A 26,775-nucleotide genomic window follows, 5' to 3' on the forward strand; every position below is an offset into this window, starting at 1 on the left:
TCCATGAAACTTGGTTGTTCAGTTGCTCTTATTTTGGTGCCCAAGCCGGTTCACGCACTTCACCTTGTTCACTTGGCAAATTCATACGGAAACGACCATCTAAAGACATAATAGACAGCAGGCCACGCGCACCTTCACGGGTTGCATAGACCACCATCTGTCCATTCGGTGAGAAGCTTGGAGATTCATCCAGGCTGGTTGGGGTGAGAATATTGGTAATGCCGGTATTAATGTCCTGAATCGCAACTTTATAATTGCTGCCACTTGGACGATGAACCAGCGCCAGTTTTTTACCATCGGCACTTAAAGTACCACGCGCATTAAATGCGCCGCGGAAGGTCAGACGTTTGCTGCTGCCGGTATTTAGGTCATAGCGATAGATTTGCGCTGAGCCGCCACGATCTGAAGTAAAAATAAACGATTTACCATCGGGTGCGTAGCGTGCTTCTGTATCAATGGCGCTGTCATTGGTCATGCGCTTGAGTTGACGCGTGCCCAGATCCATCTCGTAAATTTCCGGATTGCCGTGCATTGAAGCAGTAAACAGCATGCGTGAACCATCTGGAGAGAAGCTTGGTGCGCCATTTAAGCCACGGAAGCTGGCCAGTTTTTCACGTGAACCGGTAGATAAATCCTGAACATAAATCGCAGGGCGTTTGGTTTCAAAGGACACGTAGGCAATTTTCTTGGCATCTGGCGTCCAGGCCGGCGACAAGATTGGATCGCGTGAAGTCAGAATGGTTCTTGGCTGTTCACCATCGGTGTCGGCAATTTGCAGGGTATAGCGCTGCTCCGGAGTGGCCGGATTCCGCAAGACATAGGCAATACGACCACTGAAATCGCCTTTAATACCGGTCAGTGCTTCATAGATGGTGTCACTGATCATGTGCGCAGCCTGACGGGTACGTGAAGCCGGTACAGTCAGTAATTCGTTTAATAAATACTGCTGTTTTTGCACATCATACAGCTGATAGTGAATTTCAAAGCCACCATCTGCGGTTGGCTTGCTGGTACCAGTCACCACATAAGGTACACCGGCGGCCTGCCAGGCAGCGGCATTCGGACTATTATTTGCTGCACTTGCCGGCAAGTTTTTTGATGAGCTGGTGAATTTGCCGGAACGGTTCAGATCATTTTCAACAATCGGGTAAATGCTTTGATCATTACTAAACGGAATGATGGCAATTTTCGGGGCTTCTGCAGGTGCTTTGGCAATTTCCAGATGTAGCTGGGCATGGGTTTGAGAGACCATTATTGGACCCAAAGCGGTAAAAATTGCCAAGTAAAGTAGATGTTTAGGCTTCATTTCCATCATTCGCTATTTACTCAAAACATAATTCTTGTTGATGTGATTGTTCTACATAATGCCATGCTTATTTGAGATTTAAAGCAGAGAATTATGACCAAACTGTTATAACACTGTGAAAAGTGAATAAAATTTTGTCGCTTGTTGTGCAGTGTAACTGAAAAATAACAGGCCATCCCGGCTTTTGACAGGATGGTGAGTCAGCTTATTTGGCAGTAAAGCTTGAGGTGAAACTGCGTGCTTCACGGCGTGCATCCGGGTCCGAAGGCATTGGATATGGTGCAGCAGCACGTACCGCGGCCTCGACACTGGCTTTCATGTCCGGATCACTGGAGTTCACAATCACCGAGGCTACCGAACCGCTGTCGGTTAGCGTAACTCGTGCCGTGGCAGTTTTGCCAGAAGAGCCGACCGGAATATCCCAGGCGCGACGGATCTTGTTTTCAAAATCGCGTTTGGCTGTAGAGGCAATCCGTTTGGCTTCAGCTTTCTTTTGTGCCGCTTCTTCAGCCGCCTGTTTGGCCGCCGAGGCTTTGGCTTCTGCTTCAGCGCGGGCTTCGGCCTCTGCATCGGCTTTGGCTTTCGCCGCTGCATCCGCTTTAGCTTTTTCAGCTGCTTCGGCTTTGCGTTTAGCATCCGCTTCCGCCTTGGCTTTGGCTGCTGCTTCTGCTTTGGCTTTATTCGCAGCCTCGGCTTTGCGTTTGGCTTCAGCATCGGCTTTGCGTTTCGCCTCTGCATCTGCCTTCGCCTTGGCTGCCGCCTCCGCCTTGGCCTTATCTGCCGCTTCGGCTTTACGTTTGGCTTCCGCTTCCGCCTTACGACGTGCATCAAGTTTGGCTTTTTCTGCTGCTTCTGCCTTACGCAGGGCTTCAGCTTCGCTGCGGCGTTTGGCTTCTGCCTCGGCTTTGGCCTGTGCAGTGGCCTTGGCTTTTTCAGCGGCTTGGGCTTTACGTTCAGCTTCTGCCTTGGCGCGCTGGGCCTGTTGTGCCTGTAATTTTTCTGCTTCCGCTTGTGCACGTGCTTCCAGGCGTTTTTGCTGTTCGGCCTGTTGTTGTGCGGCAGTATTGCTTGGTTGTGCTTTGGCCGGTTCTGGCTGAGGCACAGCTGGTGGTGCGACCGGAATTACCGGAGCGTCTTCAACCGGAGTCGCGGTTTGCTGAATCTCGGCTGCTACATTTTTATGTGCGGTCTCAGCAAACTCGGTTTCTTCACGAGTAACTGGGGGTAAATCTTCCGGTTTAATCAGCACGGTCCGAATCTGTTTGGGTGGCTCCGGTGGCTGGCTCATGCCCAGATAAAGTAAACCCACCACGGCAATGACATGCACGCCAATGGTAAATCCCAGAGCGAGTGCATTGTGCTTAAAAGGTGGCTTTTTAAAATCTTTCATAGCTTATTGTACAGATTCGGTGAGTAAGCCAACTTGTTCAAGCCCCGCCTCTTGCAAGCTTGCCATTAATGCAATGACATCGCCATAGGGACGCGTATTGTGTCCACGAATCACCACATTTAATTTTTTATTTTCAGCAGAAGCAGTCGTTTGTGCTTCTGTTAAAATTTCGGTGAGCTGAGCTAAAGTCAGTGGCTCTGCCTTATATTGTTTGTATTCAAGATAATAATGACCATCTTTGTCTAGAGTGACCCTGGCTGGCGCATCTTTGGATTCAATCGGATTGCCATTGGCCTGCGGCAAATCGACATTGATACCGCTGGTAATCATTGGGGCAGTGACCATAAAAATGACCAGCAGCACCAACATCACGTCGATGTAAGGCACTACGTTCATATCACTTTTTAAGGGCTTTTTAATACGCTCGAAGCGTCCGGAACGTTGAATGGCCATTAGTCATGTTCCCGTGCTGAACCCAAAGACTGACGTTGTAATAAGGCCACCATTTCTTCAGCAAACAAGGCACGGTCTGAATAGAGGCTTTCACCTTTGGCGGTGTAATGGTTAAAGGCCAGGACTGCTGGAATTGCGGCAAATAAACCAATTGCGGTGGCAATCAGCGCTTCGGCAATCCCCGGTGCAACGGTAGCCAGTGTTACCTGATCGACATCGGCCAGGCCAATAAAGGCATTCATAATGCCCCACACGGTTCCAAATAAACCAATATACGGTGCCACAGAGCCAATGCTGGCCAGCGCGCCTAAGCCTTGTTCCAGTTGGCCTTGGTCACGGCTTAAACCGACACGTAAAATACGTTCGGTACCTTCTAGACTTTGTGCAGTCGGGGCATGACGTTTTTTCAATTTGAGAAATTCACCCAGACCCTGATAGAAAATATCTTCCAGGCCGGTGCGTTTGGAATTGAGTTGGGCGTTGTTATATAGCGTATTTAATTCAGCACCAGACCAGAAGATTTTCTGGAAATGATTATCATCGGCCTGGGCTTTTTTATAACTGAGATGTAACTTGGCGATCAGATACCAACTATACAAGGAGGCCAGTAACAGCACCAACATGACCAGTTGTACCACAGGGCTTGCCTGCAAAATAAGATCAGAGACTTGTAGAGATGATTCTAATTGTGTTGCCATAGTTACGTAGTGCCATAAGTTTTTAGTCTTGGTCCTGTCCTAGCTCTTTTAGAATCAGGCCACGAATTTCATCCGGAAGGCGACGTGGACGCATTTCAGAACTTAAACATGCCAATTCCACCTCACCAGAAGCAAGCATGATTTCACCACGATAAATATTTTGTTGCAATACAAATGACGTTGCTTTACACGAAACAACACTTGCTGTAACAGTAATCAGATCATCCATTAAGATTGGACGCATATATTTGACATTAATTTTATGCACGACAAAGTTATAGTCGTTTTGATGCCAATAATGATCGACGCCGGAAGCACGCAGCCATTCGGTCCGGGTGCGCTCCATGAAACGAATATGATTGGCATGGTATACAATCCCGCCTGCATCGGTGTCTTCCATATAGATACGAATTTGAAATTCAAATTTATTCGCCATGATACTGTTCCATTACAATTTTCAGTTTTGGTCTGGAAGGGCCGTACAGAACTGGATTGAAGTTGTCTGAGGTTCTGTCAAATGCCCGACTGGGTTGGCTTTGCAGTTTAGCATAATGACTTTTTGCTCCTATGGCACAAGGTGTCAAATCCAGTGGCAAAGGTATAAAGAATGTAGAGCCAAGATTGGATATTTATCGTTCGGTACAGGTTGAATTAGGTGAATTGACACGTGATTTATGCCTTTTTTTGCCATGCCGCCTGTGCTTGGTCATTGGCAATTTTGATAGCACTGTTGCCAGTGCGGTTTTAGGCACTGTCCGGATGATCGAGGTACAGCCGTTCCACCGCATAATCACGTAGATGCAAGGCAAAATAGCTGCTGATCACGAAAGTTCGCTCAAACTGCTGCGGCTGTTTATTGGCAAAATATTGTCGTAGCTGGAGTAAGCCATACCAGATCATACTAAGAAAGAATGCCGCCACAGATAAGACAATTCCTACAGCGTCTTGCAGCAGATAACTACCAATTCCGCCCAGCACGGCCAGTAACGTCAGAATCAGGGCAAGCTTCTGTTTCGGTTTTACTGAAGTGAGTGGTTGGGTATAGGTTTCAATAAAGGGTTTAAGTTCTTCGGAAAAATACAGGCTAATCCAGTGGATGGCGCATAGCTGATCAAAATGGATGGCATCGATAGACCAGTGCCCATGCCGATGCAGGTCGATCTGTTCAATGCCAGCTTGATCTGCATCAATGATTTTGCCGCGTTCATTTTTAAAATCGAAGCTCAGCCAGTGACTGAGATCGCCTTGCAAAAGCTGGTTCAGATAGTTTAACTCAGATTCACTGAAAAACTGGAATGGTTTGCCATAAGGTAGGGGCAGGATTGGCTGCAATTGCTCTATCAGCTCATCAAAATGCTGCTGAATGTGTTGAATTAGTTGTTGTTCGGTCATCATTATTCTTGTACGAGTGCGTGTTCAAGTTGTTATTTATCAAAGACCTTCATCATCTCATAAGCAATGAAGGTCAGGCATTGCTGTTATTTCGGTTCCGGCGGGGTCATACCAAACTGCAAATAAGCCATATTGGTGGCAATCCGGCCACGTGCAGTACGCATCACATAACCTTGCTGAATCAGATAAGGCTCAATCACATCTTCCAAGGTGCCCGAATCTTCTGCCATGGCTGCAGCCAATGCTTCGACACCAGCAGGTCCGCCGTCAAAACGTTCCAGTAACATCGACAGATAGCGACGGTCCAGGGTGTCTAGGCCATCTTTATCGACATTGAGCATATCCAGAGCGCGCTGGGCCATTGCATGGGTGACTTCGCCGGTGCCTTTGACCTGGGCATAGTCACGTACCCGGCGCAACAAGCGGTTGGCAATACGCGGTGTGCCGCGGGAACGGCGGGCAATTTCTGCCGCGCCTTCTTCGGTCATCGGGACATCCATTAAACTGGCAGAACGTTTTACGATATGGGTCAGATCTTCCACCGAGTAGAATTCTAAACGCTGCACAATCCCGAAACGGTCACGCAGCGGCGAAGTGAGCAGACCGGCCCGCGTGGTGGCGGCGACCAGAGTAAATGCCGGCAAGTCCAGTTTGATCGAACGCGCTGCCGGGCCTTCACCAATCATGATGTCCAGCTGGTAATCTTCCATCGCCGGATAGAGGATTTCTTCAATCACTGGTGACAGGCGATGAATTTCATCAATAAACAGTACATCGCCTTCTTCAAGGTTGGTCAGCATGGCTGCCAAGTCACCGGCACGTTCAAGCACAGGCCCCGAAGTCGATTTCAGGTTGCCGCCCATTTCACGGGCAATGATATTGGCTAGGGTGGTTTTACCTAAGCCCGGTGGGCCGAAAATCAGGGTATGATCGAGGGCTTCGCCGCGGCCGCGCGCTGCACCAATAAAGATTTCCATTTGTTCACGCACCACCGGTTGACCGATGTAGTCATCGAGGGAGGTGGGGCGGATGGCGCGATCAATTTGATCTTCGGGTTTTTCAGAACCACTGATAAGACGGTCTTGCATATATTATGTAAACTTCAGGTAAATACAGTTTAATGGGGCAGACGTCAAAAGCGCTTTTTGACGGATGTTCCAAGAAAATTAAATTTCGGGAATAACCTGCGGTTGGCCTTACCTTGCGAAATATATTGCTCATTCGGCAAAAGTAAGCAAAACCATCGTCATTCGCAAAACTCGTCAAAAGATGATTTGTCTCGACTATATCGTAGAAACATTTTTGTGCAAATGCTTCCTACCTCAAACAGTTGCGAATGACATTTTCGCGTATGTCATGCTGGCCTTGAAACAAAATAGAGTGTTCTATTTGTTCATCGACTTTAATGCTGCCCGGATAATGTCGCTGGCTTCGGTGAAGTCGCCTTTGGCAGCATTCACCAGTTTTTGTGCTTCCTGTGGTTTGTAGCCTAAGGATTGTAAAGCTGCTTCGGCTTCGGCCACCGCTGAGTTCCCCATAAATTGGATTTGTGTGCTGCTGGTGTTGCTTGGTGCATTGCCGGCAGCCATAGCTTTAAAGCGGTCACGCAGTTCAATCATCAGTCGTTCAGCGGTTTTTTTGCCGACACCCGGTACTTTGACCAGGGTGTTAATATCTTCATGTTCAACCGTGTGAATCAGCATGTCGACGCTTAAAGTCGATAAAATGCCGAGTGCCATTTTTGGACCAACACCGTTGACCTTGAGCAGGGTGCGGAAAATGGTTTTTTCCTGCGCATCAAGAAAACCATATAGCAGTTGAGCATCTTCACGGACTGCTAAATGGGTCCATAAGGTGACTTTCTGGCCTTTTTGTAATTGGCAAAATGTAGACAGCGGTGTATCGACTTCATAGCCCACACCATTGACATTTAATAAGACCGTAGGGGCTTCGAGGGCAAACACCTCACCAATCAGACATCCAATCATTCAGTTTATTCACTTCTATTCGGTTAAATTTTTCAGTTCCGAGCCTGTCGTCTGCATCTTGAAGTCATCCACTTTTCTGTGATGCTCTGCGATATACAGCCGATGGGCAGGGGTGTTGCACAAGCAATGTCAGCACGCGCAAAAGTATAAAGCAGTTTTGGAGGTTCTCCCAAAACGGCAGGCTGTACTTAAAAGAATCCGGCTTTATTGCCTTGTAATTCCTGCGCCAGGTTATACGCCTGATGATCCGAGAATTTTGAGATAATATCCAGCACCTGCATGATATTGTCATAGTGATCTGGACCAAAATGGGCACCGGAACGCTGCAAAATTGCCATCAGCCGCTGCTCTTTAAAGCTTAAGGTTTTATGCGGTGTGGTCAGCGGAATAAAGGCATCCAGAATACTTTGCAGGCTCTGATGGGCAATAATTTCCAGACCGGCTTTTTGCGGATGTTCAAAAATTTTATCACGCGCCAGTTCTTTGGCCCGGTTAATGCCAATTTCAATATCGGCCGAGCAATATTGCAGCAAGGTCCCTTTCAGCTGGCCCGAAAGAATCTGGTCATGCTGCTTGGCAAAGGCGCTGGTGACTTCATCGACCAGACGTTTCATCACCCGGCCACGTAGCGCGGCAATTTTCTGCTGCCAGGTGGTGCTGTCCAAAGACAGTTCTTCCGGCATGCCATAATCGCCAATCAGGTTCAGGAAAATCGGTTCGACCTCATCATAGCTGAGCATGTTCAGGATAATGCCATCTTCCAGATCAATCAGCGCATAGCAGATGTCATCTGCGGCTTCGAGTAAATAGGTCAGCGGATGGCGGCAATAACGATAAGGTCCGCTTTCAATCAGGCCGAGCTGTTCGGCAATCTGTTTCAGAATGTCTTTTTCTGCCTGATAGCAGCCGAATTTGGCGCGCTGACTGGCCGGACGATTGCCCTGCGAGGCCATGGTTTTCGACAGCCACGGATATTTTAAATAGGCACCCAAGGTGGCATAGGTCAGACGCATACCACCATCATGCGGATGATAGTCAATTTTGGTCAGCAGGCGCAGGCCTTGGGCATTACCTTCAAACTGGCGTACATCGGCTTCCTGTTCCGGACTTAGGTCCTTTAAAAAGTCGGTATGTGAGGCATCATCAAACCATTCACGAATGGCATATTCACCGGCATGACCAAAAGGCGGATTGCCAATATCATGCGCCAGACAGGCGGCTTGAATAATCGCGCCGACATCGGCCGGGGTAATCCACGGAGGCAGCTGATCCTTGATTTTTTCTGCTGCCAGCATCCCCAGTGAACGGCCAATACAGGACACTTCCAGCGAATGGGTCAGGCGGGTATGAATACCATCATGTTGGGTAAGCGGATGGACCTGGGTTTTGCGGTTCAGCTGCCGGAAACTCTGCGAGAAAATAATACGGTCATAATCTTTATGAAACGGGCTACGCGCCTGTTCAGTACTTTGCTTTTTACTACCAATCCGAACTGTCGAAAGCAGTTCTAACCAACGCATCTGTGTCATTTATCATTATTCAATTATTTACTGCTTTGCATCATGCCAAAAAACCAAGCCCAGTACTAGAGTGAGGCGACATGAATTGTCATGGGAATGAAAAGCAGAAAAAATCTTGCTCCTCAATATAGACAAGTGATTCAAACAATATGAAACGGCCATAAAAAAACAGGCCAAATGAGCCTGCTTTTTCATGAAGAGTTAAAATTACACCAGCCCTTCACCAGTTTCCTTGGCTTGTTGTGCATCTTTATAGACATTCAAGCAAATTGTGAACAAGACCAGGCTTGCGATCAACGGCCAAAAAAGTACATATAGGGTCAATAATTGACTAGTCATCTGAAATCTCCTTATTTACTTTTCTCAGATAGCTGGTGAAATTCAATCACCATCTTGTTGATTTGTTTAAAATCAAATCGTTCTTTACTGTAGACCAAGGTCAGAACAGTACAGACTAGAGCACTACTGCCATAAGCAGTCAGTGAACTTAATAAGGTGCCGTATTCACGCAAGAAGCCGATGGTCCATGGCATGAAGCCAATACTGGCCAAGATACCCACCACCAAACCGACTTTTTTGCCGAAGAAACCAAAGGTCATCAGACCCAGCACCACACCAATACCCAGGGTTGCAAGTAGCTCAAAGCCAAGCGCAATCAAGCCCTGGATTGGAATCCATTCAAAACGGACAATCAGGAAGCTGACGAAGGCGAGCCCGACCGACCAGTTAAAGGCACGAGAATTCACTTTGTCCCAATACAGGCTGACAATTACCGGAAATACAATAGACCCCCAAAGTGCACCCACAAAAATCAGCATTGATAAAATGTCAAATTTTAAAGTGGCGATAATGATCCCAAGCATGGTGGCGACAATCATGGTTATACGACCAATAAACAGCATTTTCTTGGGATTAGGTTGGTTTTTGGCAATCTGTTTTCCATAAATGTCAGTCATCACAATCGCAGATAACGCAGACAGATCCGAGTCAGCCGTTGAAGACAGCGCACCGATCACCATGATAAATAACAGGGCCACCATAAATGGAGAGAGATACGTCGCTGCCATTTGTGGAATCAGGTTATTCAAGTTGCCATCAATCGGTTGAATTCCGGCAAACAAGGCCAGTAAGCCGAGCATCCCCAACCCGATCACAATCGCGGCATAACCAATCGTCGCCGTAATAAAACTGGGTTTAATCAAGTCTTCCCGTACCGCAAATAAACGCTGGGCAATGGTCTGGTTACCGATGGCATACGCCAGGACTGCGACGAAGAAAGGCGCACCTTGTTCTAGAAATGCAGTTTTAGAGAAGAAATCGAGCTGTTCAGGCTGCAGGTTGTGAATACCCGTTTGAAACAGGGACGGTCCGCCCAAAGTGAAGAACAGCGTTGGGATAATGATCACCGCCGCCACGATCATCGCCACCAGCTGGCCAAAATCGGTAAATACAGAGGAACGGAAGCCAGACCAGAGGGTATAAGACAGCACACCAATCCCGGTGATCAAGACGCCATGTACAAAGCTTAGGGGAGATAAAATTTCGACCAAGGCACCTGCTGCAGTAAAATTCACCATCAAACTGATGACACTTCCCACAATATTGGAACCTGCCAAAATCATCTGGCTCTGGTTGCCATGGCGGGCATGCATAATTTCTGCCAGCGTATGTGCATTGGGTGCCAACTCACGAAAGCGCTTACCAAAAGGATAAATAAACAAAATCATCAGCGCGCCCCAGAGGCCGTAGTGCAAGGCACCGGAAACGCCGTATTTATAACCTGAAGAGGCAGCTGCATAGAATGACGCTGCCCAAATCCAAGTTGCGGTCATGCTGGCCGCAGACATACCAAAGCCAATAGAACCATTCGAGACCATATAGCCATCGACATTTTCATTTTTTTGTTTAATACGTAACGACAGTACAAAGGTAATGCCGTAAAAAAGCACCATCAATAGTACAGTGGTTGTACTAGTGAATTGAAACATAATTACTCCTTAAGCGAGGCACCTTTATTTTAAAAAACAAATCTTTTGGTGACGGACTAAGGCTCTAAAACAGGCAGAGCATAAAGCTGCAGAAAATGAGAAATCTGGTGTTTAAATATCTAGCCGATATTTGATCCACAGCATAAAAAGATGTACGTAGGTGAGTCCAAAAATGGACCTTGCCTCAGCAATTGAGCTAGAGCTTAACATAAAACCATCAAATTCACTGATGAAGTCAGTGGGAAGTAAGGTTTTTTGCTGATATAGGGGTGGTTTTTAGATAAAAAACTATGATTTTGCAGGGTCAAATATATGAATATTTTTTTTAGGGATTACAGTAATTTATAGATTGGATTAAAACTTGTTGAAGTTTGCGTTAATTTAAAATGTTAAAAAAAGTAACAAAAATTAAAAATTCATATTTTTTCGATTTTTACTTGTTGGTCAAAGCTTATATTTTAAACCAATTCTTGTAGAATGAATTGGATGAAATTTATTTTAAATGTTATTTCTTCATATTATTGACAAGTTATTGACAAGTTTTTTTTATGAAAGGTAAGTAATCATTTATCAAATAGATGCAATGATAATTTTAGGGTGGATATTTATATAGGGCTTTTCCTTGAGAATATCTATATATTATCTACTAGATTATCCCTGATATTAGGAAGTGAAATACATAATGGGAAAAACTCTTGTGAAATATTCGTGGTATGAGATTATAAGGGTTGGATTTGCATATTTTCATTCTTTCTTTTAGGTGAATAAATCAAGTTAAACTCAAGAAAATACAGGACGAAAAATAATAGAAATATTGAACGTAAAAATCCCATCTAAGAGGGTGAAGTCTCAGGGTTCAAGGTTCACAAAGGCAAAGACCAAAGGGATCCTGAGCGGATGACAGCAACGCTCTCTTCGGGTGGATATGAGTACTCAGCTTTCAGGATGATTAATTCGTACAAAAAATTTAATTTCTGGTTCTGCAGCAGGCTATTCAGACAATCTAGGACTAGCTTTCATCATGCTTATAGAACTGTTGAAAAATAAGACAATTTTCCTGATGCAAAAAATTATCAATACAGTTTTACTCGATATGAAACAAAATATGATAAGCTGCGCGGCCGGTTCAATTTTTTTGACTGGAAATAAACAGATTTTTATCAAAACTCTGATCGTTTCGCTGTCAGATTTATCAAATCCTCTCTAGCTGATTGGCTCATTTCACAGTAGAATATGCGCTCTCTTCAAGTCACATTGTGGCGAGGTCCAAAAGATCTGCCCGTGGAGCCAAAATCAGCATGTTTATCGTGGCCGGTGCACCTGCACATTCTTCTTTTAAGAAAACTCAACTATTATCACGTTTATCGTCAATTAGTTCTGTTCAATCTTTCGATAGCCAATGGATCTATCTGTTTGACCAAGCGCTCAACGAGCAGCAGCAACAATCAGCTTTAGAGCTGTTAAATGATGGCACTTCTTTTGAATTACGTCAGCCTGCCAGTGACGAAGTCCAAATTTTAGTGACTCCACGTGTCGGTACCATTTCGCCGTGGTCATCTAAAGCGACGGATATTTTTGCCAACTGTAATATTCCGGTGCACCGTATGGAGCGCGGATTGCTGTTTACCCTAAAAGGTGTAAAAGCGCTTTCTAAAGAAGCATTACAGATCTTGCATGACCGCATGACCGAAAGCGTGTTTACTGATATTGCAGATGCAGCCGCACTGTTCGTGGAAACCGCACCAAAACCGTTAAACTCGATTGATATTCTGGGTCAGGGCAAAGAAGCACTGGTTAAAGCCAATAATGAATTTGGTTTTGCACTGTCTGAAGATGAAATTGATTATCTGACCGAGGCTTTCACCAAACTGGGCCGTAACCCGAACGACATCGAATTGATGATGTTTGCGCAAGCCAACTCTGAACACTGCCGTCATAAAATCTTCGGTTCAGAATGGACCATTGATGGCGAAGTTCAGCCGTTGTCTTTGTTCCAGATGATTAAAAACACCTATAAAGAATCACCAACAGATGTATTGTCAGCTTATAAAGACAACGCCTCGGTGATTGTGGGTTTTGATACCCAGCGTTTCTATCCAACGCAAGAAGAAAACGGTCAATACGTTTATAAATACAAGAGCCAGGCGGCTCACATCCTGATGAAGGTGGAAACCCATAACCACCCAACCGCAATTGCTCCATTTGCTGGTGCGGCAACCGGTTCAGGCGGTGAAATCCGTGATGAAGGCGCAACCGGTCGTGGTGGTAAGCCTAAAGCAGGTTTAACCGGTTTCACCACATCGAACCTGAACATTCCAGGCTTTGAACAGCCATGGGAAGACAACTACGGCAAGCCATCGCGTATGGCCTCTCCGCTGCAAATCATGATTGAAGGCCCACTCGGTGGTGCGGCGTTTAACAACGAATTTGGTCGTCCTGCTTTAAATGGTTACTTCCGTACCTTTGAACAAAACGTGAATGGCGAAGTCAAAGGCTTCCATAAGCCAATCATGATTGCCGGTGGTTACGGGAACATCCGTCCGGATCATGTCGAAAAAGATGCAATTCAACCGGGCGATCTACTCATCGTGCTTGGTGGTCCAGCCATGCTGATCGGTTTAGGTGGTGGTGCAGCGTCTTCTGTAGACAGTGGTACCATGGGTGAGAGCCTGGACTTCGCTTCTGTACAACGTGAAAACCCGGAAATGGAACGCCGTTGCCAGGAAGTGATTGATACCTGCTGGCGCATGGAAGATGAAAACCCAATCGTTTCAGTGCATGACGTTGGTGCGGGCGGTATTTCAAACGCAATGCCAGAACTGGTCAACGATCATGAGCTCGGTGCGGTACTGGATTTACGTAAGATTCCATCGCTTGAGCCAGGCATGTCGCCAATGGAAATCTGGTCGAACGAAGCACAAGAACGTTATGTGCTGGCAATCCGTCCAGAATCTCTAGCGCTGTTTGAATCGATCTGTGCGCGTGAACGTTGTCCGTTTGCAGTATTGGGTGAAGCGACTGAAGCGCGTCATTTAACCGTTGAAGATCCACTCTTTGGCAACAAGCCAGTGGATATGCCAATGCAGGTGATGCTGGGCGGTACACCACGTATGAGCCGTTCATACGAAAGCATCGAACGTAAAGGCGATGATTTTGATGCGGCTAAAGTGACAGATCTGAAAGATGCAATTTACCGTGTCCTGAAAAACCCGACCGTTGCTTCTAAATCATTCCTGATCACCATTGGTGACCGTTCGATTACCGGTATGGTGGCACGTGACCAGATGGTTGGCCCATGGCAAGTGCCTGTAGCGGATGCTGCAGTAACAACCACAAGCCTGGTGGGTTATACCGGTGAAGCGATGGCCATGGGTGAACGTCCACCAGTGGCATTGTTAAACCCAGCGGCTTCTGCACGTTTATCGGTTGCTGAATCAATCTCGAACATCATGTCTGCGATGATTGACCAAATCAGCGATATTAAATTGTCTGCGAACTGGATGGCAGCTGCAGGTCAACCGGGCGAAGACCAAGCATTATTCGAAGGCGTAAAAGCCATCGGTATGGAAATGTGCCCAGCATTGGGTATTGCCATTCCAGTGGGTAAAGACTCATTGTCTATGCGTACCACGTGGAATGATGAAGGCGAAGACAAGTCTGTGACTTCTCCGATGTCAGGCGTAATTACTGCATTTGCACCTGTGACCGATGTTCGTAAGACATTAACACCAGAATTGAAAAACCTAGAATCTGTACTGGTTCGTATCGATTTGTCTAAAGGTCAATTCCGTCTTGGCGGTTCGATCTTAGCGCAAGTGTATAAAGCAATTGGTTCAGTCACACCTGATGTCGACAGCTTCGATGACTTCAAAGCATTCTTTGCATTGGTTCAAGACTGGAACAACCGTGGCTTAATCAAAGCTTACCATGACATCGGTGATGGTGGTTTGCTTGCGACTGTTGCAGAAATGATGTTCGCTTCACGTTTAGGTGTGGCACTTGAAGAACAATCTGTTGCTTCATTATTTGCTGAAGAAATTGGTGCAGTACTTCAAATTGCCAAAGCAGATTGGGATGCGCTACAAGCTGAAGTTGAAGCCTCTTCAATTAAAGATGCGATTTCTGTCGTTGGTACTGTAAACAATACAGATCAATTGTCTGTCAATGGTCTTGTGCTTGAACGTGCTGATTTACAAGTGGCTTGGACTCAAGTGTCACATCAAATTCAACGTCTACGTGATAACTTAGAAACCGCTGAACAAGAATTTGCCTTGATCACAGATAAGGATCACAAAGGTTTAATCGCACAACCAACCTTTGATTTGAATGAAGCGATTGAAGCGCCTTACATCAATGTACGTCGTCCTAGTATGGCAATTTTACGTGAACAAGGCGTAAACGGTCATGTGGAAATGGCGGCTGCATTTGATAAAGTCGGTTTCAACACCGTTGACGTACACATGAGTGACCTGCTGGCTGGTCGTATCAGCCTGGATGACTTTGAAGGTCTGGTGACTTGTGGCGGCTTCTCTTACGGTGACGTTTTAGGTGCCGGCGGTGGCTGGGCGAAATCGGTGCTGTTCAATGCCAAACTGCGTGACCAGTTCGAGAAATTCTTTAACCGTCAAGAAACCTTCAGTGTGGGTATCTGTAACGGCTGTCAAATGCTGTCACAACTAGCACCACTGATTCCAGGTGCAGAGCATTGGCCACGTTTCCATCGCAATACCTCTGAAGTGTTTGAAGCGCGTACTGTGAACGTGCGTGTAGAAAAATCAAACTCGATTCTGTTTGATGGTATGGAAGGTTCAATTCTGCCAATCGCGGTTGCGCATGGGGAAGGCCGTGCTGTGGCCAGCGCTGAAGACTTTGCCGCATTAAATGCGAGTAACCAGATCAGCCTGCGTTATGTCGACAGCCAGGGCAATGTGACCCAGCACTATCCACTGAACCCGAACGGCTCTCCAGAAGGGATTACCGGTGTGACCTCTAAAGATGGTCGTGCCACGATTATGATGCCGCACCCGGAGCGTAACTTCCGTGCCGTACAACATTCCTGGAAACCTGAAGAATGGACTGAAGATGGTGCATGGTTACGTATGTTCCGTAACGCACGTAAATTCATTGGTTAATTGACCTTATTTTGAAAAGCCACCTACGGGTGGCTTTTTTATCGGCGTTTCATCCCAAAATGGGGATAGCTGATTTTGCCCGGCACCGTACAATAAACAGCATAATTATAAAAGTGGATAACAAAAATGCAGATGCGAACGGTCATTCCTATTTTTACCAGCTTGATTATGCTGAACGGTTGTGGTGGTGAGAGTGCCAAGATTCAGGAGTCTGTCAGATATGCTCAGCCGCTGCATTCCAGTTTAACCCAGTCCCAGTCTGGTACGCAGCCACAAGGTGAAAAGTGGTCGGTTTCAGGTCAGGTATTTGATGCCAGCGGGCAACCTATCGCCCAAGCCAAAATCTATGTGCAGCTGGGCGAACACAACTATTATGCCCATTCTCAGGCTGATGGCCGCTATACCTTATATCTGCCTCGTGAATATGATTATCCCGATCATATTGCCGGCACGGTCTGGATGGAGGGCTATCAACCGGAAATCCTGTTGCTGTCCTATCAGAACCAGCATTTATATATTGATCAGCATAGCCATCTGGTCCAGCTCAAGCCTTTAACCGAAGCGCATGTGGTGTTTCAGCAGGGGCTACATTTAATTCATCTGGGTGATGATTCACTGGTGAAAAACCCGGAAACCCGAATTCAGACCGCGCCACAAGGACTGGTCTGGAGTGATGGTTTTCAGTATACGCAGGCACTGCAAAAACAGTATAACCAGCTCTGTATCCAGTTGTATGGCAAGGGTATTCAGAGCCAGTATGCCAATCAGGATAAAATTTCCATCTCCAGAAAAAATGACCTGCGTTTAAGTATTACCCAATTGCTGTCGGACAGTCCGAGTTCGGGCGCCTATAGTGCCAATGAGCACTGTTTTCCGTTAAGGCATTTTCAGGTGAATGATCATATTCAGGTGCAAATTAAGTCACATACCCTGGACACCGATCAGGATAATTTCGAGATGCTGAATATTGTAGGCGTCTTAAGAAAAATTTAAAGTAGATTACCTTGCTGAGATAAATAATGGGCTCAATGAAATAGCCTAAGCAAATAAAGGATCTGATCGATTTTGAAGATTCAATAATTCTCGCTATTCCATTGCCATGTTTCATCCAAACCCATAGCTAAAGCTGGGCAATTGTTTGGGATCAGTACTGTATCTATTCAAACAGATGTAGCGCTATTCAGGATTTAGGTCATTTCTTGCAAACAGCAGATGACAACAGGCCAGTCAATACGGTATGAAAGATAGATCAATACCGGGAGTGACTATGCTAAAACTGATTTTTTATGTGCCTGAATCGCATCTGGAAGCCACCAAAGCTGCTGTATTTAAAGCCGGTGGTGGGGGAATCGGCGATTATGAACACTGTGCCTGGCAGGTGCTGGGCACCGGGCAATTTAAACCCTTACGTGGCGCAGACCCGTATATTGGGGAAGTCGGCACGCTTGAAAAAGTAGAGGAATGGCGGGTGGAAATCATTGTACCGGAAGATAACGCAGCAAATGTAGCCCGTGCCTTAAAAGATAGCCATCCTTATGAAGAACCGGCATTCGAGTTTATTCAGATGATAGATGTGCAGTTTTAATTATTGAATATTGGAATATCTGACAGAGAGGGAGAGCCTTTTAATCAGCTCTCCCTTGTGCAGCAGTCCCGCTTCTCTCTTAAAGAAAAGTGGGACTTTTTACATCTTGTTTAAACTTTCTGAATAAACAACTCCCGGTCAAACCGGTATTGCGGGAAGAACACGCCATCTTTCGCACGTTCACCGGCAGCAATTACCATCACCACATATTGCTGTTCATTCAGCTTTAAGATTTTACGCACCATTGGCTCATCAAAACCTTCCATCATACAGCTGTCAAAGCCATAAGCGCGTAAGGCCAGCACCAGATTTTCACAGGCCAAAGCGGTAGTTTTCGAGGCCCACAGTTTGGCATCGGCCGGATGAAACGCCGACACTGGCAATTGCTTGTCCAAGCTACGTGCCACTTTAAAGGCCACTTTTTTGAAATGACCGAAGGCATTGAAATAGCCAGTTTTATAATTATAGGGAATAAATTTATAGTATTTTTTTACCGGGGCTGGCGCTTCAGGAAACGGGAACTCGGAAATATTGAGTTTGGCCATTTCATCAATGCGGTCGGTGCGTGCTACACAAACAATCAGCTCGGCCGCAGTTCTGGCTGCCAGCTGACTCAGACAGGCTTTGACCAGCTGCTTTTTCTTGGCCGGATTCTGGACCACATAAAAGGTCCACGGCTGTAAATTGGAGGAGTTCGGTGCCAGTAAGGCTAAATCCAGGCAGGCATCTAAAATATCCGCTGGAATGGGCTTGTCGGTAAATTTACGTACCGAACGGCGGCTGGTGATGACTTTACGAAAGTTTTCGACATCAATATCTTGTGGTGCCGGTTCGTAATAGCGTTTTTTCTCGGTTGAAGATGATGCAGAGTTTAAAGATGAAGGATCTGACGAATTTGACATGGGAACCATCACAAAAGAAATAAAAGAAAGAGAAAACAACTAAACCATAAAAAACGTAGGCACAGCGACTGCACCTACGTTGATGAGCATAATACTTAATGAAACTGGGTAAAGTCAGGTTTACGTTTTTGCATAAAAGCCTGTACAGCTTCCATCATTTCCGGTGAGCCGACCCGTTTCATAAAGATTTCCGCTTCATGATCAATACAGTCAATGATCTCATCCAGATTGTGTTTCATTAGCGCTTTGGTTTGTTTGAGAGAAGCCAGTGGCAAGGCTGCCAAAATGTGCGCCTGTTGCTGGGCAGTGGCATATACCTCCACTTCAATGCTATTGACCAGACCGGCACTGAGCGCTTTGTCACTGTTAAACTTCTGAGCAGTTAGCAGCAGCTCTGCGGCTTTATGGAAACCGGCCTGCTGTACCAGCAGTTTGCTGGACGCACCTTCTGGGGACAGGCCGAGGCTCACAAATGGAATCTGGAACAGGGCAGTGTTGTCGCTATAGACTAAATCTGCATGTAATAACAGCGTGACCCCAATGCCAATGGCTACACCACGCACCGCAGCAATTAGCGGTTTGGAAAAACGTGCAGCAGCTTTTAGCAATACAAAGGGTGGCGTATCTCCAGCTTTGCCTTGCAATGGTGTTTGAATAAACTTCATGAAGTCCTGCATGTCGTTACCGGCACTGAAATCAGCATCGGCTCCGCGTAAAATTACTACGCGGACGTCTTTATTCTGATCGGCTTCGTCCAGTGCCTGCGCAATCCAGAGATACAGTTCACCATACAGGGCATTTTTGGCTTCCGGGCGCTGAATGGCTAAGGTCAGTACGCCATTGTCTAAATTCGCATTCAAATGTGGATGGGGTTGTTGAATACAGCTCAGTGTCATCGTACTATCCTTGCTTTCAATTAATTTGAATTTATGGGCTTATTATGGCGAAAATTATTGTTGACGCCACAACTGGTGAGTTCATAAAAGTTGATGTGCTATGAATTATAAATTTGATTATCTTGTGTTTATTGGCCGCTTCCAGCCTTTTCATCTGGCACATATGCAGACCATTTTAATCGCGCTGGAGCAAAGTGAAAACGTGATTTTGGCACTGGGCTCTGCACAAGATGAACGCAATATCAAAAATCCGTTTACTGCCGCTGAACGCCAGCAGATGATTCTGTCCAACTTTAGCCCAGAGCAGCAGCAGCGGATCAAATTTGTGCATGTGGTCGATGTATATAACGATGAAAAATGGCAGAAACTGGTGAAAATGCTGGTGGCCACGGTGGCCGGACCAGAAGCCAAAGTCGGTTTAATTGGTCATTTTAAAGATGAGTCTTCCTATTATCTGCAATTTTTTCCGGAGTGGGAGATGGTCGAGCTTGACAGTCTGGAAGGTGCCATGTCTGCCACGCCGGTACGTGAAGCCTATTTTCGTGGAGAAATCTGGACTGATGCTTTCCCGCCGGGCACAATCAAATTTTTACAGAATTTTCAGCACACGCCGGTTTATCAACAATTACAAGACAAATATCATGCGCAAGACCGTAGTAATCTCACCTAAGCTCGCCAGCTCCATCTTGTTAACAAGATAAAGCCAGTTGTGCCGCAAGGAGATAAGCGATGAAGTTGAACCCCTCACATACCATAGTTCCAACAGTAAAATGCTTGCTGGGTGCGGCCGTTATGCTGCTGGGTATCAGCCCGGCCTATGCCGAGCACTGGACCTTGACCTCAAAAAGTGAAGTCGGTTTTGAAATTAAGTCCATGGGCGTGCAACTGGTCGAAGGGCAGTTTAAAGAGGTGCAGTCAGTCATGCATTTTGATCCAACAGCACCGCAGCAGGCCTCAACCCAATTTGTGCTAAATGTGGACAGTCTGCAGCTGAGTAAACCGTCTTTAAGACATATGATTCTGGGCGAGGACTTATTCCATGCCCAAAAATATAAAACCGTCAGTTTTAAAAGCACGCGTTTTACTGCTTTAGGTCCTGATCAATATCGTATTGCCGGTAATTTAACCCTACGCGGCGTGACGCGTCCGGTTGTTTTTCATACCAGTTTAAAACCGAATACAGGAAACCCGAAATTGCTGGATGTGCAATCATCAACCCAAATTCAGCGTAGTGATTTCGGTATGAAAAAGGCGATGGGTGGTGTTGGAGAAAAGGTCAATATTCAGCTTAAAGGTCAGTGGCGTGTTCAATAGGTGGATGATGAGCATCATGAGTCAGTCAGATTCATCCAGTGCCTTGCCTGTTGTTTTAAGGCTTGTCCCAGTTTCTCAATCGCCACAGATTGCTGTTTCCAGTGATGCCAGTACAGTGCCACTTCTGTTTTTGCCTCAGGCAAAATTTCAATCAGTTGGCCATCTTTAAGCCGATCTGCAATTTGGACTTCGGGCAGCATGCCATAACCGATGCCTTTAAAAATAGCATTCGCAAAGGCTGTTGAATCAGGAATCTGATGATAAGGGTAGCTGGATTCAGTGAGACCATACTGCTGTTCCAGTTGGTCGCTATGCAGCCGGTCTTTATGGTTATAAATGACAGCGGGAGCAACTCTTAAACTGTCACGATGCATACCCTGTCTAAACCAGCGTTGTACAAATGTCGGGCTGGCGACCATCCGATAAGTCATACTGCCCAGGTATTCGGCGATACAGCCTGCAATGGCCTGTGCCTGAGTAGAAATACAGGCATTTACCTGACCGGTTTCCAGTAAGTGATGGGTTTGACTCTGATCTTCAAGCTGTAATTTCAGCACGATCTTGTCTTGGATTAAGGTGTCCTGCAGGGCACTTAATAACCAAGTGGAAAGAGAATCGGCATTACTGGCGATATGCACCTGATAAAAATTGGAATGGAGATGATAACCTGTCAATTTCTGACGCAGGTTCTGTTCCAGCAGCCGCCGATGTTGTAAATACTGCAATAATGCTTGTCCGGCTTGAGTGGTACGGCAGGGCCGCTCCCTTAAAATAAGCATCTGTCCCAAATCTTTTTCTAAATTCTGCACCCGCAGCGTAATTGCTGAGGCAGTTACATATAAACGCTCAGCGGCCAGCTCAAAACTTCCGGTTTCTGCTACTGCCAGAAAAGCTTCACATTGTTTACTGTTCAATATATTCATTGAGAAAAATTAAGCCATCCCTATTTTTCCTTAATTTTACTTATTTCAAAATAAAAAAAATAGATAATAGCTGCATTTCAGGTGGAGCAGAAAAGATGTTGGCCTATGTACAGGGAATGGCGATTGGTTTGGGATTGATAGCAGCGATTGGAGCACAAAATGCCTTTGTCTTGAAACAGGGATTAAAAGGGCAGCATATCTTTTGGATTTGTGTGTGCTGTGCCGTATCTGATTCCATTTTAATTATGGCCGGCGTATTCGGTTTGGGGGATGTCGTGCAGCAGCATCCTCAAGTGCTTACTGTGATTAAATATTTGGGCGTCGCATTTTTATTTTTATATGGACTTCAGCACGTTTATCAGGCTTGGTGTGGACAAAAGTCGATGCAGCTTGCAGATACTGCGCCACCGACATTAAAAGCCTTATTGTTGCTGTGTTTGGTATTGACCTGGCTCAATCCGCATGTCTATTTAGATACCGTGTTGCTGTTGGGTTCTATTTCAAGCCAATTCGGTGCCGGGCAACTCGATTTTATGTGGGGTGCAATTACGGCATCGTGGCTGTTCTTTTTTGCTTTGGGCTATGGCGCAAAGTGGTTATTGCCGCTGTTTCAAAACCCGAGCGCCTGGCAAATTTTAGATTGCATCATTGCCTTGATGATGTGGAGTATTGCCTGGTCTTTACTGACATTATCCTGATCACAAGCCCGAGCTTACCTCAGGCTTTTTTCCGATCCAGCAATTGTTTAACTGTTGGCTTGTAAGGTTTTTAAATCTTCCAGTACCTGCTCGGCATGTCCTGCAGCCTTGACTTTACGGTATTCCTTGACCAGCTGGCCGTTATGGAAAATAAAGGTAGAGCGCTCAATTCCCATGACTTTTTTGCCATACATATTTTTTTCTTTAATCACATCAAAATGCTGGCACAGCACTTCTTCCTTATCACTGATCAGATCAATCGTCAGGTTCTGTTTGGCAGTAAAGTTCTGATGTGCTTTCACCGAATCACGCGACACGCCAAGAATGGTCGCACCCAATGCCTCAAACTGATCTTTCAGGCCAGAAAAATCTACTGCCTGCGTGGTACAGCCTGGAGTGGAATCCTTTGGATAAAAATACACAATTAACCATTCCGCCTGTAGTTCAGCCAGATTGATTTCCGCCGTGGTGGTCGGAAAAGTCTGATTCGGTAAGTTCAAGTCGCTCATGATATCGTCCTTTTAGATTGTGTCAGTTTTTAAATTGCCTCTATCATACCGAATTTCCTGCGTTTTCTCACAAATTACCGGTAGAGAAAAATGAACGCAGCAAACTGGGTAAAAAAAAGCCTGCAATGGATGCAGGCCTCTGGAGGAAATATATGATTATTTCTTTTGCTGCGCTTGCGCGGCTTTCATGGCTTCTTCAGTTAAGGTTTTTAATTTACCGGTTAACTGAGGACCAAAACATGCCTGTAAGTCTTTGTTTTGTTTTTGGACAAAAGCAAGGGTACTTGGGCTTTTCTTCTGGTTAATGGTACTTTGGATTTCCCATTTTTGTGCATTGGTCAGCTTGCCATCGGCTTCAACCGCACAGGTACAGTATTTGCTGACTTCAGCAGCGCTTAACTTTTTACCTTTTGCAGTTTCTTCTTTACAAACATTAATCAGCGCCGATTTTACATTGGTGCTTTTATATGCCTGTTGCAATTTGTCTGTGTTGGCCTGAGCAGATGTTGCGAATACGGCTACAGTAGACACAATCGCAGAAAGGATAATGTTTGATTTTAAATTCTTCATAGATTCTACCTTGTCATTACGGTATATAACGTGTTGGATCAGCCACACCTGCGTCTAGGAAACCCTGTTTACGTAAACGACAGCTATCGCATTTTCCACAAGCACGTCCTTGGTCATCTGCCTGGTAGCAAGACACCGTTTGACTATAGTCTACGCCATGATCAAGACCTAAGCGAATGATATTTGCTTTGGATAAATGTAACAAAGGTGTTTCAAATTTGAGTGGTTTTCCTTCTACGCCTACTTTGGTCGCCAAACGCGCCATATTGGCAAAAGCCTCAATAAACTCAGGACGACAGTCCGGATAGCCGGAATAATCCACCGCGTTAATACCAATAACAATGGCTTCTGCATCAAATACTTCCGCTGCTGCCAGCGCATAAGACAGGAAGATGGTGTTACGTGCTGGCACATAAGTCACCGGAATACCATCCTGTTCCTGCTCGGGTACCTCAATATTATGATCGGTCAGGGCAGAGCCACCTAAGTTACCTAAATCTATATTAATGACACGATGTTCTACACCCGCACGCTGGGTTAAGGCTTTGGCAGCGTCCAGCTCGGTTGTGGAACGCTGGCCATAACGAAAACTGAGGGCGATACATTCATAACGCGCTTGCGCCCACGCTAAACAGGTTGTTGAGTCTAAACCACCAGATAACAATACAATGGCACGAGGGCGCATCAGAATCTCCAAAATAATAAAAAGCAATTTGAGCTGTGTATAAAGCTTTGCGTTTCGCAGCTTAATTTTGCAAACAGAGCAATTATACAGCAGCCTGATTAACGACCAATTTCGTCATTCCACAGCAGTTTGTGTAACTGTAGCTGAAAACGAACAGGGAGATGGTCTTCTAAAATCCATTGGGCCAAATCACGGGCCAGTTGTGGCATGCGTGCGGCACCATTTTCAACTTCAAAGGCAGGGGAAAACCAGACGGTGCTGACTTTTTTATGCAGTTGATATAACTCTACTTGCTGCTTTGACCATTCATAATCTTCACGGTTACAAATCACAAACTTGATTTGATCGTGCGTAGTCAAATAGTCCAGATTCGAAAGCAAATTTCGTGCAACTTCCCCAGAGGTTGGGGTTTTTAAATCTAAAACTTTGGAAACACGTGGGTCTACCTTAGATACATCTAAAGCACCGCTGGTTTCCAGGGACACTTCACAGCCTAAATCTGCTAATCGCTGCATTAAAGGCAGGGCATTCGGCTGTGCCAGCGGTTCACCGCCCGTCACGCAGACATACGGTGTGTTAAAGTCCAGCGTGGTCTGAATAATCGCTTCAAGCGACTGACGCTCGCCACCTTCAAAAGAATAGGTGGTATCGCAATAGGTACAGCGCAGCGGACAACCGGTTAAACGGATAAACACAGTTGGCAGCCCTGAGGTATTGGCTTCGCCTTGTAATGAATAGAAGATCTCCGTAATGCGTAAACCCGCAGACGGATCAGAAACAGGAATAGCGGAAGATCGAAGCGTACTCATAACAAATTAACCACCGGGTAGAAAAACAAAAATCTCTACGATCATTGCTAACCGTAGAGATGAGGAGCGATAGCTCCGCTTAAACTAAAGAAAAATTAGTCTTCGCGTAATAAATCGTTCAAGCTGGTTTTCGCACGTGTTTGCGCGTCAACTTTTTTCACGATAATGGCAGCATATAAGCTGTATGTGCCGCATTTAGATGGCAGGCTGCCAGAAACAACTACAGAACCGGCAGGAACACGGCCGTAGTGGATTTCACCAGTTTCACGGTCATAAATCTTGGTAGATTGACCAATGTAAACGCCCATAGAAATCACAGAACCTTCTTCAACAATCACGCCTTCCACGATTTCAGAACGTGCGCCGATGAAGCAGTTATCTTCAATAATGGTCGGATTGGCTTGGAGTGGCTCAAGTACACCACCAATACCGACACCACCAGACAAGTGTACATTTTTACCAATTTGTGCACATGAACCGACAGTGGCCCAAGTGTCGACCATAGTGCCTTCATCTACATATGCACCAATGTTGACATACGATGGCATCAGCACCACATTTTTTGCCTGGAACGAACCTTTACGTGCAACTGCAGGGGGTACTACGCGTACGCCAGCCGCTTTAAACTGTTCTTCAGTCCAGCCTTTGAATTTGGTGTCGACTTTGTCATAGAAACGAAGATCACATGACTCAATTGGTTTATTGTCGTTTAGTTTAAAAGATAACAAAACGGCTTTTTTCAACCATTGGTGTACAACCCATTCACCGTCAATTTTTTCCGCTACACGCAGTGTACCGTTATCTAAGCCAGCAATAGCTTCCTCTACTGCCTGACGGATTTCAGCCGGGCAGTCTGCCGCGGTGAAATTAGCACGATCTTCAAACGCTTGTTCAATAATCGTTGAAAGCTGAGACATGATCTTCCTTCCAAAAAAATTTTCAAGATTTTACACTAAATTGAACACGGGTTAGATGAAAATTGGCGCTAAGATCGAAATTAATAATAAAGAAAAATGTTTTCGCTCAATAGAAGAAACATCTGCTTAAACTTTCACCTCAAAAAAGAGTTATCTTTCAAAAAGAAACATAGATTTGTATCAAAAAATAACAAAAAATGAGCAAAATGTGCATAAAAACTGTGCGGGAACTTCTTTATATTTAAGCTTATCAACAATAGTACGAAACATGAAAAATAAGTTTTTATTTTGAGGAGCATATTACGATGAAATCTTTACATAAAATTTTAGCCATTTCAGTGCTTGCTACAGCAGCAGGTTCAGCAATGGCAGATACAGCAGTAATACATGATAGTTATGCCTTTGATCGTAACCAACTCATTCCAACAGGTGTCCGTGCTGAAGTCGGTACAACTGGTTATGGTGGTGCCTTACTTTGGACTGCAAACCCGTATGTGGGCTTAGCTCTTGGTTATAACGGTGGCGATATTTCTTGGTCGGATGACTTATCTATTAATGGTACTAAGTACGATATGGATATGGACAATAACTTGACCTATTTAAATGCTGAAATTCGCCCATGGGGTGCAAGTCCAAGTAAATGGGCGCAAGGCGTTTATGTTGCAGCAGGTGTTGGCTATATTGACAATGAATACGGCTTAGATAAGCAAAATAAAAATGCGCAAGGTACTATTCATGTAAATGATGTTGCATACACAGGTTTAGGTGGGGTGAAAGGTAAACTCGCTTATGAAAATGACATTGCGCCATATTTAGGTTTAGGTTTTGCTCCAAAGATTAACAATAATTGGGGTGTATTTGGTGAAGTTGGTGCGTTCTATACAGGTAATCCGACTGTTAATTTAAGTGAATATGGTAATTTATCTAACGCAGTTACTGGTTCTCCAAGTATTTCAGAGTCAGTACGTGCTGAAGAGCAAAAAATTGCCAATGATGACAAATACGAATGGATGCCAGTAGCCAAACTAGGTGTAAGTTACCACTGGTAATATCTATTAGCTTGAGCTAAACCAAAAACGAGCTTCGGCTCGTTTTTTTAT

The 26,775-nt window shown here is 45.4% G+C and carries 26 protein-coding genes; 7 read left to right on the top strand and 19 right to left on the bottom strand.

Annotated elements, in window-relative coordinates; genetic code table 11:
- Window positions 1-28 precede the first annotated feature (28 nt).
- The 11 genes from tolB to FTU50_RS05000 form a co-directional block, all read right to left on the bottom strand.
- Window positions 29-1,312, bottom strand: coding sequence for a Tol-Pal system beta propeller repeat protein TolB (gene tolB / locus FTU50_RS04955; protein ID WP_373685468.1), 1,284 nt, complete (start codon window positions 1,310-1,312; stop codon window positions 29-31).
- A gap of 199 nt (window positions 1,313-1,511) precedes the next feature.
- On the bottom strand, window positions 1,512-2,696 hold the full coding sequence (gene tolA, locus FTU50_RS04960; protein ID WP_180062646.1) for a cell envelope integrity protein TolA: 1,185 nt from the start codon (window positions 2,694-2,696) through the stop codon (window positions 1,512-1,514).
- Window positions 2,697-2,699: 3 nt separating this feature from the next.
- Window positions 2,700-3,149 carry a protein TolR gene (tolR, locus tag FTU50_RS04965; RefSeq protein WP_075167772.1) on the bottom strand — a complete coding sequence of 150 codons (450 nt, stop codon included), beginning with the start codon at window positions 3,147-3,149 and terminating at the stop codon, window positions 2,700-2,702.
- Entirely contained in the window at window positions 3,149-3,847 is a 699-nt protein-coding gene (gene tolQ / locus FTU50_RS04970; RefSeq protein ID WP_168381680.1) for a protein TolQ, read from the bottom strand. The genes tolR and tolQ overlap by 1 nt, the downstream gene beginning before the upstream one ends.
- Before the next feature lie 22 nt (window positions 3,848-3,869).
- A complete protein-coding gene (gene ybgC / locus FTU50_RS04975; protein ID WP_005176609.1) occupies window positions 3,870-4,283 on the bottom strand; it encodes a tol-pal system-associated acyl-CoA thioesterase in 414 nt (137 codons plus the stop codon).
- A gap of 308 nt (window positions 4,284-4,591) precedes the next feature.
- Window positions 4,592-5,239, bottom strand: a complete 648-nt coding sequence (locus tag FTU50_RS04980; RefSeq protein ID WP_257222796.1) for a hypothetical protein — start codon at window positions 5,237-5,239, stop codon at window positions 4,592-4,594.
- Window positions 5,240-5,325: 86 nt separating this feature from the next.
- Window positions 5,326-6,327, bottom strand: coding sequence for a Holliday junction branch migration DNA helicase RuvB (gene ruvB, locus FTU50_RS04985; protein WP_005176611.1), 1,002 nt, complete (start codon window positions 6,325-6,327; stop codon window positions 5,326-5,328).
- Between the two features lie 297 nt (window positions 6,328-6,624).
- Window positions 6,625-7,227 carry a Holliday junction branch migration protein RuvA gene (ruvA, locus tag FTU50_RS04990; protein WP_180054513.1) on the bottom strand — a complete coding sequence of 201 codons (603 nt, stop codon included), beginning with the start codon at window positions 7,225-7,227 and terminating at the stop codon, window positions 6,625-6,627.
- A gap of 188 nt (window positions 7,228-7,415) precedes the next feature.
- A complete protein-coding gene (locus FTU50_RS04995; protein WP_180054511.1) occupies window positions 7,416-8,756 on the bottom strand; it encodes a deoxyguanosinetriphosphate triphosphohydrolase in 1,341 nt (446 codons plus the stop codon).
- A 198-nt stretch (window positions 8,757-8,954) separates the two neighbouring features.
- On the bottom strand, window positions 8,955-9,086 hold the full coding sequence (locus tag FTU50_RS15360; protein WP_005176614.1) for a putative transporter small subunit: 132 nt from the start codon (window positions 9,084-9,086) through the stop codon (window positions 8,955-8,957).
- An 11-nt stretch (window positions 9,087-9,097) separates the two neighbouring features.
- Window positions 9,098-10,735 (bottom strand): sodium:solute symporter family protein, encoded by a 1,638-nt coding sequence (locus FTU50_RS05000; RefSeq protein WP_005176615.1) that lies wholly within the window; start codon window positions 10,733-10,735, stop codon window positions 9,098-9,100.
- 1,298 nt (window positions 10,736-12,033) lie between these two features.
- Here FTU50_RS05000 and purL point away from each other — a divergent pair.
- From purL to FTU50_RS05015, 3 genes are all read left to right on the top strand, one after another.
- Window positions 12,034-15,867, top strand: coding sequence for a phosphoribosylformylglycinamidine synthase (purL, locus tag FTU50_RS05005; protein WP_180069522.1), 3,834 nt, complete (start codon window positions 12,034-12,036; stop codon window positions 15,865-15,867).
- A gap of 126 nt (window positions 15,868-15,993) precedes the next feature.
- The gene (locus FTU50_RS05010) at window positions 15,994-16,860 is read left to right on the top strand and encodes a carboxypeptidase-like regulatory domain-containing protein (RefSeq protein WP_104488224.1); all 867 of its coding nucleotides are present in this window, start codon (window positions 15,994-15,996) and stop codon (window positions 16,858-16,860) included.
- A 274-nt stretch (window positions 16,861-17,134) separates the two neighbouring features.
- Window positions 17,135-17,452, top strand: a complete 318-nt coding sequence (locus tag FTU50_RS05015) for a hypothetical protein (RefSeq protein ID WP_005176621.1) — start codon at window positions 17,135-17,137, stop codon at window positions 17,450-17,452.
- 110 nt (window positions 17,453-17,562) lie between these two features.
- Here FTU50_RS05015 and FTU50_RS05020 read toward each other — a convergent pair whose 3' ends face one another.
- The gene (locus FTU50_RS05020) at window positions 17,563-18,354 is read right to left on the bottom strand and encodes a nitroreductase family protein (RefSeq protein WP_005176623.1); all 792 of its coding nucleotides are present in this window, start codon (window positions 18,352-18,354) and stop codon (window positions 17,563-17,565) included.
- Between the two features lie 95 nt (window positions 18,355-18,449).
- Entirely contained in the window at window positions 18,450-19,250 is an 801-nt protein-coding gene (locus FTU50_RS05025) for an enoyl-CoA hydratase (protein WP_168414588.1), read from the bottom strand.
- A 100-nt stretch (window positions 19,251-19,350) separates the two neighbouring features.
- Here FTU50_RS05025 and FTU50_RS05030 point away from each other — a divergent pair, with 100 nt between their 5' ends.
- Together FTU50_RS05030 and FTU50_RS05035 are read left to right on the top strand one after the other, a co-directional pair.
- Window positions 19,351-19,920 (top strand): nicotinate-nicotinamide nucleotide adenylyltransferase, encoded by a 570-nt coding sequence (locus tag FTU50_RS05030; protein ID WP_075174739.1) that lies wholly within the window; start codon window positions 19,351-19,353, stop codon window positions 19,918-19,920.
- Between the two features lie 59 nt (window positions 19,921-19,979).
- Window positions 19,980-20,564, top strand: coding sequence for a YceI family protein (locus FTU50_RS05035; protein ID WP_180069526.1), 585 nt, complete (start codon window positions 19,980-19,982; stop codon window positions 20,562-20,564).
- A gap of 14 nt (window positions 20,565-20,578) precedes the next feature.
- Here FTU50_RS05035 and FTU50_RS05040 read toward each other — a convergent pair whose 3' ends face one another.
- Window positions 20,579-21,481 carry a LysR family transcriptional regulator ArgP gene (locus FTU50_RS05040; protein ID WP_180069552.1) on the bottom strand — a complete coding sequence of 301 codons (903 nt, stop codon included), beginning with the start codon at window positions 21,479-21,481 and terminating at the stop codon, window positions 20,579-20,581.
- Between the two features lie 101 nt (window positions 21,482-21,582).
- Here FTU50_RS05040 and FTU50_RS05045 point away from each other — a divergent pair, with 101 nt between their 5' ends.
- The gene (locus FTU50_RS05045; protein ID WP_180069529.1) at window positions 21,583-22,185 is read left to right on the top strand and encodes a LysE/ArgO family amino acid transporter; all 603 of its coding nucleotides are present in this window, start codon (window positions 21,583-21,585) and stop codon (window positions 22,183-22,185) included.
- A 47-nt stretch (window positions 22,186-22,232) separates the two neighbouring features.
- On the opposite strand, the gene FTU50_RS05050 is transcribed toward FTU50_RS05045, so the two are convergent.
- From FTU50_RS05050 to dapD, 5 genes are all read right to left on the bottom strand, one after another.
- Entirely contained in the window at window positions 22,233-22,694 is a 462-nt protein-coding gene (locus tag FTU50_RS05050; RefSeq protein ID WP_005176635.1) for a peroxiredoxin, read from the bottom strand.
- 156 nt (window positions 22,695-22,850) lie between these two features.
- A complete protein-coding gene (locus FTU50_RS05055; RefSeq protein ID WP_005176638.1) occupies window positions 22,851-23,264 on the bottom strand; it encodes a hypothetical protein in 414 nt (137 codons plus the stop codon).
- A gap of 16 nt (window positions 23,265-23,280) precedes the next feature.
- A complete protein-coding gene (gene queC, locus FTU50_RS05060; protein ID WP_005176642.1) occupies window positions 23,281-23,949 on the bottom strand; it encodes a 7-cyano-7-deazaguanine synthase QueC in 669 nt (222 codons plus the stop codon).
- Between the two features lie 98 nt (window positions 23,950-24,047).
- A complete protein-coding gene (queE, locus tag FTU50_RS05065) occupies window positions 24,048-24,758 on the bottom strand; it encodes a 7-carboxy-7-deazaguanine synthase QueE (RefSeq protein WP_180069532.1) in 711 nt (236 codons plus the stop codon).
- Between the two features lie 95 nt (window positions 24,759-24,853).
- Window positions 24,854-25,675 carry a 2,3,4,5-tetrahydropyridine-2,6-dicarboxylate N-succinyltransferase gene (gene dapD / locus FTU50_RS05070; RefSeq protein ID WP_005176646.1) on the bottom strand — a complete coding sequence of 274 codons (822 nt, stop codon included), beginning with the start codon at window positions 25,673-25,675 and terminating at the stop codon, window positions 24,854-24,856.
- 305 nt (window positions 25,676-25,980) lie between these two features.
- Between dapD and carO the strand changes: the two genes are divergently transcribed.
- Window positions 25,981-26,724, top strand: coding sequence for an ornithine uptake porin CarO (gene carO / locus FTU50_RS05075; RefSeq protein WP_180057431.1), 744 nt, complete (start codon window positions 25,981-25,983; stop codon window positions 26,722-26,724).
- Window positions 26,725-26,775 lie beyond the last annotated feature (51 nt).

Origin of the sequence: Acinetobacter sp. YH12112 (genome assembly GCF_013418945.1) — a bacterium.
Classification (GTDB): Bacteria; Pseudomonadota; Gammaproteobacteria; order Pseudomonadales; family Moraxellaceae; genus Acinetobacter; species Acinetobacter indicus.

Bases quoted from the DNA above. Each gene is read 5' to 3' on its own strand.
- tolB (WP_373685468.1), bottom strand. From the start codon at position 1,312: ATGGAAATGAAGCCTAAACATCTACTTTACTTGGCAATTTTTACCGCT.
- tolA (WP_180062646.1), bottom strand. From the start codon at position 2,696: ATGAAAGATTTTAAAAAGCCACCTTTTAAGCACAATGCACTCGCTCTG.
- tolR (WP_075167772.1), bottom strand. From the start codon at position 3,149: ATGGCCATTCAACGTTCCGGACGCTTCGAGCGTATTAAAAAGCCCTTA.
- tolQ (WP_168381680.1), bottom strand. From the start codon at position 3,847: ATGGCAACACAATTAGAATCATCTCTACAAGTCTCTGATCTTATTTTG.
- ybgC (WP_005176609.1), bottom strand. From the start codon at position 4,283: ATGGCGAATAAATTTGAATTTCAAATTCGTATCTATATGGAAGACACC.
- FTU50_RS04980 (WP_257222796.1), bottom strand. From the start codon at position 5,239: ATGACCGAACAACAACTAATTCAACACATTCAGCAGCATTTTGATGAG.
- ruvB (WP_005176611.1), bottom strand. From the start codon at position 6,327: ATGCAAGACCGTCTTATCAGTGGTTCTGAAAAACCCGAAGATCAAATT.
- ruvA (WP_180054513.1), bottom strand. From the start codon at position 7,227: ATGATTGGATGTCTGATTGGTGAGGTGTTTGCCCTCGAAGCCCCTACG.
- FTU50_RS04995 (WP_180054511.1), bottom strand. From the start codon at position 8,756: ATGACACAGATGCGTTGGTTAGAACTGCTTTCGACAGTTCGGATTGGT.
- FTU50_RS15360 (WP_005176614.1), bottom strand. From the start codon at position 9,086: ATGACTAGTCAATTATTGACCCTATATGTACTTTTTTGGCCGTTGATC.
- FTU50_RS05000 (WP_005176615.1), bottom strand. From the start codon at position 10,735: ATGTTTCAATTCACTAGTACAACCACTGTACTATTGATGGTGCTTTTT.
- purL (WP_180069522.1), top strand. From the start codon at position 12,034: ATGTTTATCGTGGCCGGTGCACCTGCACATTCTTCTTTTAAGAAAACT.
- FTU50_RS05010 (WP_104488224.1), top strand. From the start codon at position 15,994: ATGCAGATGCGAACGGTCATTCCTATTTTTACCAGCTTGATTATGCTG.
- FTU50_RS05015 (WP_005176621.1), top strand. From the start codon at position 17,135: ATGCTAAAACTGATTTTTTATGTGCCTGAATCGCATCTGGAAGCCACC.
- FTU50_RS05020 (WP_005176623.1), bottom strand. From the start codon at position 18,354: ATGTCAAATTCGTCAGATCCTTCATCTTTAAACTCTGCATCATCTTCA.
- FTU50_RS05025 (WP_168414588.1), bottom strand. From the start codon at position 19,250: ATGACACTGAGCTGTATTCAACAACCCCATCCACATTTGAATGCGAAT.
- FTU50_RS05030 (WP_075174739.1), top strand. From the start codon at position 19,351: ATGAATTATAAATTTGATTATCTTGTGTTTATTGGCCGCTTCCAGCCT.
- FTU50_RS05035 (WP_180069526.1), top strand. From the start codon at position 19,980: ATGAAGTTGAACCCCTCACATACCATAGTTCCAACAGTAAAATGCTTG.
- FTU50_RS05045 (WP_180069529.1), top strand. From the start codon at position 21,583: ATGTTGGCCTATGTACAGGGAATGGCGATTGGTTTGGGATTGATAGCA.
- FTU50_RS05050 (WP_005176635.1), bottom strand. From the start codon at position 22,694: ATGAGCGACTTGAACTTACCGAATCAGACTTTTCCGACCACCACGGCG.
- FTU50_RS05055 (WP_005176638.1), bottom strand. From the start codon at position 23,264: ATGAAGAATTTAAAATCAAACATTATCCTTTCTGCGATTGTGTCTACT.
- queC (WP_005176642.1), bottom strand. From the start codon at position 23,949: ATGCGCCCTCGTGCCATTGTATTGTTATCTGGTGGTTTAGACTCAACA.
- queE (WP_180069532.1), bottom strand. From the start codon at position 24,758: ATGAGTACGCTTCGATCTTCCGCTATTCCTGTTTCTGATCCGTCTGCG.
- dapD (WP_005176646.1), bottom strand. From the start codon at position 25,675: ATGTCTCAGCTTTCAACGATTATTGAACAAGCGTTTGAAGATCGTGCT.
- carO (WP_180057431.1), top strand. From the start codon at position 25,981: ATGAAATCTTTACATAAAATTTTAGCCATTTCAGTGCTTGCTACAGCA.